Annotated in this window: 6 protein-coding genes and 1 pseudogene; 4 read left to right on the top strand and 3 right to left on the bottom strand. The window is 41.3% G+C overall.

What is annotated here, in order from left to right:
- Positions 1-599 (bottom strand): lamin tail domain-containing protein (locus B4U84_RS31230; RefSeq protein WP_131121006.1); only part of this gene is annotated, 599 nt, incomplete at its 3' end.
- Positions 600-792: 193 nt separating this feature from the next.
- On the opposite strand from B4U84_RS31230, the pseudogene B4U84_RS32135 reads away from it, so the two are divergent.
- From B4U84_RS32135 to B4U84_RS18695, 4 genes and pseudogenes are all read left to right on the top strand, one after another.
- Positions 793-1,499: pseudogene (locus B4U84_RS32135) on the top strand (transposase); the annotation flags it as partial.
- 87 nt (positions 1,500-1,586) lie between these two features.
- A complete protein-coding gene (locus tag B4U84_RS18705; RefSeq protein ID WP_131119990.1) occupies positions 1,587-1,772 on the top strand; it encodes a hypothetical protein in 186 nt (61 codons plus the stop codon).
- Positions 1,773-2,024: 252 nt separating this feature from the next.
- Complete coding sequence (locus B4U84_RS18700; protein ID WP_017310635.1) at positions 2,025-2,702, top strand: pyridoxamine 5'-phosphate oxidase family protein; 678 nt, start codon at positions 2,025-2,027, stop codon at positions 2,700-2,702.
- Between the two features lie 158 nt (positions 2,703-2,860).
- A complete protein-coding gene (locus B4U84_RS18695) occupies positions 2,861-4,252 on the top strand; it encodes a malic enzyme-like NAD(P)-binding protein (RefSeq protein WP_131119988.1) in 1,392 nt (463 codons plus the stop codon).
- Positions 4,253-4,427: 175 nt separating this feature from the next.
- Here B4U84_RS18695 and B4U84_RS18690 read toward each other — a convergent pair whose 3' ends face one another.
- On the bottom strand, positions 4,428-5,126 hold the full coding sequence (locus B4U84_RS18690; protein ID WP_044448191.1) for a J domain-containing protein: 699 nt from the start codon (positions 5,124-5,126) through the stop codon (positions 4,428-4,430).
- A 109-nt stretch (positions 5,127-5,235) separates the two neighbouring features.
- Positions 5,236-6,195: a cysteine synthase A gene (cysK, locus tag B4U84_RS18685; RefSeq protein ID WP_131119986.1), complete on the bottom strand. Its 960-nt coding sequence runs from the start codon at positions 6,193-6,195 to the stop codon at positions 5,236-5,238.
- Between the last annotated feature and the right edge of the window lie 52 nt (positions 6,196-6,247).

Raw genomic sequence — 6,247 nt, 5'->3', positions numbered from 1 at the left:
TTGGCATCAGCACCAACGACTTTCGGACTTTCAAAGCCGCTTGATGCTAGCCAGCCACCTTCATCTCCTCGCTGTCCTTTGATTGGCTCTCCATCGGAAAACAGATACCGTTTTGTCTGTTGATTTTCAATCAGAACAGGCTTGTTTAGTAGCTCATTGATATTTACATCTGTGCTTTGATTTTCGGCAACTTTGTCCGCAGCTGATGTCTTCTCTTTAGCAGTGGTTGTTTTCGTGAAATTGCCTTTACTATCATAGGCTAAACCCGATACTAGATTTCCTTGAGCATCTAATAGTCTGACCTCATCTCCTGAATCTTTCCAAAGGGATACACCGCTACCGCAACTAAAGCCGCCTGACTCTGGATGTACTTCATTGGTATAAACCCGCACGCTCTGACCTGGGGCTAATTTTGTTCCTTGGGGAAAAGTGAACGCTTTATTGCGTCCTACCCCGGAAGCAAGTTGCCAACCAGATACATCGACGGGTGTCTTTTCCCGATTGGTAATTTCAACGTATTCGTCAGATTGAGTTCTCTTGACCTGATTCTTGTAGACAATATTGGTAATTTCTATCTGTGGAGTTTGCTGATTTGTCATGATTTTTACTCTTTAGCTACTAATTCGCTGTAAATTTGCTTAAGTATTACTTTTTCAGCATCTTATAATCGCTAATAAAATTCAAGGAAAGTTAAGACATTTAAGACAGTTAAAATGAGTCATAATTAATAATAATTACTAGTTATTTTTATATAAAGCTAAATTATTTAACTCCAATGATTTTGGGCTAGATATAACTCCCAAGAGAATAAAAGTACTCACCGAACTGCTGGGTTTATCAGAAGTAAAATTTATTTCACAACGCCAGCATAAAGAAATTGCAGTAATTTTACAAATAGAGCCAACTCGTAAAGAAAGTATTTGTCCTAAGTGTGGGACAAAAATCATAGATTACATTAAAATCGTAGACATATAGTGAAAGATTTACCTTGGGGAGAACAACAAGTATTTTTGGAAATAAATAGACGACAATTGAAATTAGATACATCCAAGCTGCTTGCAATATTGAATGAACGCACACAAGAAATAATCAAGATAACCTTGATGTCATGGGGAGCATAAGTCTTATCCCAAATAGAATAAGTCAGTATAGATTTGTGGCAAGGTTATAAAGATTTAGTAATATAATTAATGCCAAATGCTCAGGTGGTAGCAGATATATTTCATGTAATGACGCAGATTAATCAAGAATTAGATAAGCAAAGAAAGCGAGACAAAAGCCAGACAGAAGAATTAATTAAAAAAACTACCTCTTCATCACAGAAGGCAGAATACGAAAAAATACTGTCCGGATTAAAAAATAGTAAATATGCCTTACTGAAAAATGAAAAAGACTTAAATGAAGAGCAAGCCAAGAAACTGATTGAAGTGAAAGCTGTTTCAGATACATTGAAACTCATGCATGAATTGAAAGAAAAAATTATCAAAATGCACAAGAAGGGGTCAAAAAAGAAATTAGCAAACATAAAGTAGCTGGTCGCCCAATATTTTATTCTCGTGCAAGTGTAGCAATTATGGAATTATCAGATGGTCGTTGCTTTGAATATAATAGGACTTACGCACACTCTACAAATCCTTGGCGTTCTACCTTACGGTAGACACGTAGACGCTTGTGCGGCTTCCGTAGGTAGTGGCTTGGTGAAAGTAGCCGCTTGCGCGTCTAAGGCTCCTTGGCGGTTAAATCAATTAAGCTTTTCGGCAATTTTTGCGTAAGTCCTATATAAATTGCGCTCAGACGGAACACGAGAAATAATTCGTGAAGTTAAGAGTAAATGAGGCAAGCAAAACCTACCCTAACTATAATTGCTGGGCCAAATAGATCGGGTAAAAGTACATTTACTCGTGCAACTCAAGAAGCTTTACGAGTTCTAAGTGGACTGATATTACAACACAAAAGTGGCTCTTGTAGTAGACCACTTGCACTATTAAGCTGACAATATATCCTATTGAAACAAGTTTTTAATCATGAGTAATAGTAGTGAAAATGTTTTGCCTGTGACGCAACGCACTAAAATCAGGCGCGTTCCTCAACGTGGACAGTATGAACGTCAAGTTATCTATGACATTTTAGATGAAGGTTTGGTGTGTCATGTCGGGTTTGCTGTAAATGATCAACCATTTGTAATTCCTACAGCTTATGGCAGGATAGAAGACAAACTTTACATTCATGGTTCTCCTGCAAGTAGGATGTTGCGATCGCTCCAAAATGCCATCGAAGTCTGCGTTACCGTCACCCTACTTGATGGACTGGTGTTGGCGCGGTCTGCTTTTCACCACTCAATGAATTATAGATCAGTAGTAGTATTTGGTACAGCAGCAATAGTAGAAAGTCCTGAAGAAAAGCTAGCAGCATTACATGCTTTTACTGAACATGTTATATCGGGGCGATGGGTAGAGGTGCGCCCACCCAATCGCCAGGAACTACAAGGAACTTTAGTATTATCTTTACCACTGGATGAAGCATCAGCAAAGGTACGGACAGGACCACCACTTGATGATGAAGCAGATTACAATTTACCTGTATGGGCTGGTGTGTTGCCATTGCAACAGAAAGCAGCAGCACCGATTCCAGATTCTCGTTTGCAGTCGGGTATTACTCTACCTGACTATGTGCATAAATATACCCGTACTCCATCAACCTGAATCTAGGTAGCTTTGTAGGAGAGAAGTTTTTCAGATCCAGTGAAAAGTCAGACTAACATCAATTTAAACTTGACAAACAACCACACTCAGCATCAGAGTACAATTGGTGACTGCCCTGGATGCAACTTAAAATCTAGATTCTCCCACCCAAACTGACAATGACAGAGCTTACCCCTAATTCTAGTTTTAGTTTGACACTCCGCCTGGAGATTCCCAACCGGATTGGAATGTTAGCTAGCGTTACTCAGGCGATCGCCACCACTGGTGGTAATCTTGGTCAAATTGATTTAATCGAACAAACTAGAGCTTTTTCTATTCGTGATCTCACCGTTGATGCTGCTAGCACCGAACACGCCGAAGCAATTGTGCAAGCAGTCAAAGCTTTACCAGATATTAAATTACTGAATGTTTATGACCGCACCTTTAATTTGCATCGGGGCGGCAAAATTAGTATTACCAGTAGAATTAGTCTCAAAAGTGTTTCTGACTTAGCAATGGCCTACACGCCGGGAGTAGGACGTATTTGTACAGCGATCGCTCAAAACCCAGAAGATGTTTACAAATTAACTATTAAACAAAATACTGTAGCAATTGTTACTGATGGTAGCGCTGTTTTGGGTCTGGGAAATCTGGGCCCAGGGGCTGCTTTACCAGTCATGGAAGGTAAAGCAATGCTATTCAAAGAATTTGCTGGCATCGATGCTTTCCCTATCTGTTTGGCTACCCAAGATACAGATGAAATTGTCCGTACTGTGAAAAATATTGCGCCTGTATTCGGTGGTGTCAATTTAGAAGATATTGCTGCACCTCGTTGCTTTGAAATTGAACAAAGACTGCGGCGAGAGTTGGATATTCCGGTTTTTCACGACGATCAACATGGTACGGCGATCGTCACCTTGGCTGCACTGTTTAATGCTCTCAAGTTAGTGCATAAGTCAATCGATCAAATTCGCATTGTAATTAACGGTGCTGGTGCAGCTGGAATAGCGATCGCTCGTTTATTGCAAAAAGCCGGGGCTGATAAAATTTGGATGTGTGACTCTAAAGGAATTCTTTCTACCAGTCGTACTGATTTAACAGAAGAAAAGCAAGAATTTGCTGTCAAAGCACAGGGTACTCTAGCGGGTGCAATGCAAGCAGCAGATGTATTTATTGGTGTGAGCGCACCGGGAGTAGTCACACCAGAAATGGTGCGTTCGATGGCGAAAGATCCGATTGTGTTTGCGATGGCAAATCCCATTCCCGAAATTCAGCCAGAATTAGTTAGTAATGAAGTGGCTGTTATGGCTACTGGGCGTAGTGATTACCCCAACCAAATCAATAATGTTTTGGCTTTTCCGGGGGTATTTCGCGGTGCATTAGATTGTCGAGCCGAGACGATCACCACTTCCATGTATTTAGAAGCAGCAAGTGCGATCGCTTCTTTAGTTAAAGCATCAGATTTGGACAGGGAACATATCATTCCTTCTGTATTTGATGAACGCGTCGCCACTACTGTTGCAGCTGCGGTACAACGTGCTGCACGCCAGGATGGTATCGCTCGCAGTTAACTAATCCTTGTGTGGCTTTTTTATTACTTTTTCAGCAAGCCCTACTTATAATTCCCACACAACCCCACCCCAGTTTTGTCTAACGCCAAAACCGCCCCTCCCCGCACGCGGGGAGGGGATTAAGGGGTGGGGTACAATGACTTTGGGAAGTATAACTAATTATCCGAACTTGATATTACTTATAAACTGCTACCGAATCTTGGGCCTCGCGGTACAATCCCTTGGCAATACGGAACATTTCTTGACCTGTGTGCAAATAACTCTCGTCGTAATTCAAGGGAAAATATTCTAATTCATCTAGTCCATCACTAATTTGATTGAGGCAGTAATAAAGATGAGCCGCTACTCTTGCTAAACTAGGGGGATTAGGTAGGGAACGAAAAGAAATTTGTGCCTGTTTGAGGTCTTCTCGGCAATGTTCTAAGTACTCCTGAAAATCTTCTAAAAGCTCATCATCAAAAGGATCAGCTGCTAGTTTTTCAATTTGTGTTTTCAAAGAATAAAGAATGACATACGCTAGGCGACTACTTGGTTGATAAACCTGACGTAGCCATTCTTCAATTTGATCATCAATGTCTCTTCCTGTTTGTCGTTTTGTTTGATATTGTTGCCCGGCAGCAGTGCTACGCTGTTGTCTGCTGCTGGGTTGCTGCTTCAGTTTGTGATAATTTCGTCGATCATAACTTTGGCGATTTTCAGCATCACCCAAAACTTCATATGCTGCATTAATACGGATAATTTCCTCGCTATCTGCTGTTTCTTGATTACTATCAGGATGATATTGCTTAACCAAGCGGCGATAGGCTTGCTTAATCTCTGCTTGGCTAGCGTGAGGACTTACTTGAAGAGTTTCGTAGTGGTTATTATTTACCATTTAGAGAACATCCTGAAAGCCCCGTCACTACATAGTGCGGGGATGAAAGGTAGGTGATAACTTGAGCTTACCTGCCTTCAAAATTTTAACAGTTTGGCCAAGTTCTCATTTAAGTGTTGCTGACTCTGGCTTCTACCAAGTCTTGAAACAATGGTGTGCTTAAATACCTTTCTCCAAAACTAGGCTGAATCATCACAATTAAGCGTCCCTCGTTTTCTGGGCGTTGGGCGATACGAATTGCAGCACACAAAGCAGCACCAGTAGAAATACCAGAGAGTAAACCTTCTTCTTTTGCTAAACGCCGTCCATAGGCGATCGCTTCGTCATCACTGACAGTAATAATTTCGTCAATTAAATTTACCTTTAGTACTTGGGGAACAAATCCTGCACCAATTCCCTGGATTTTGTGCGCTCCAGGTTTTCCTCCTGATAAAACTGGACTGTTGGTTGGTTCAACTGCGATCGCTTTTAAACTGGGTTTGCGTGCTTTGATCACCTCTGCTACACCCGTAATTGTACCACCAGTACCGATGCCGGCTATAACTATGTCTACTTTACCTTCAGTATCTTCCCAGATTTCTTCTGCTGTTGTTGCTCTGTGAATTTGCGGATTTGCAGGGTTACGAAATTGCTGCAACATGTACGCATTGGGCAATTTATCAACAATCTCTTGTGCTTGCCGAATCGCGCCACTCATACCTTCAATTCCTGGTGTGAGTTCAAGTTCTGCACCGTAAGCCCGCAACATTGCCCGTCGTTCAGCACTCATTGTTTCTGGCATTGTTAAAATTAATCGATAACCTTTAGCTGCTGCTACCATTGCTAAGGCTATCCCGGTATTGCCAGAAGTGGGTTCTACTAATACGGTCTTACCAGGAATAATCAATCCTTCCTCTTCAGCAGCATTAATCATACTGATCCCAATTCGGTCTTTCACCGATGCGGCTGGATTCATACTTTCCAACTTCACGACAATCTCAGCTACACAGCCTTCTGCTTGAGGAATACGGTTGAGCTGCACTAAAGGTGTACGTCCGATAAGTTCTGTAATGTTACGAGCAATTCGCATTGGTTTATTTGTCCTTTGTCAATAGTCAATGGTCAATAGTCAAATGTCAACT

Source organism: Westiellopsis prolifica IICB1 (assembly GCF_004323185.1).
Classification (GTDB): Bacteria; Cyanobacteriota; Cyanobacteriia; order Cyanobacteriales; family Nostocaceae; genus Pelatocladus; species Pelatocladus prolificus_A.
Note: the sequence above shows the minus strand (reverse complement) of the source record. Positions and strands in the feature narration are given on the sequence as shown.

What these genes read in the sequence shown, in the direction of transcription:
- B4U84_RS18695 (WP_131119988.1), top strand. Translation starts at nt 2,861, where the DNA reads ATGACAGAGCTTACCCCTAATTCTAGTTTTAGTTTGACACTCCGCCTG.
- B4U84_RS18690 (WP_044448191.1), bottom strand. Translation starts at nt 5,126, where the DNA reads ATGGTAAATAATAACCACTACGAAACTCTTCAAGTAAGTCCTCACGCT.
- cysK (WP_131119986.1), bottom strand. Translation starts at nt 6,195, where the DNA reads ATGCGAATTGCTCGTAACATTACAGAACTTATCGGACGTACACCTTTA.
- B4U84_RS18700 (WP_017310635.1), top strand. Translation starts at nt 2,025, where the DNA reads ATGAGTAATAGTAGTGAAAATGTTTTGCCTGTGACGCAACGCACTAAA.
- B4U84_RS18705 (WP_131119990.1), top strand. Translation starts at nt 1,587, where the DNA reads ATGGTCGTTGCTTTGAATATAATAGGACTTACGCACACTCTACAAATC.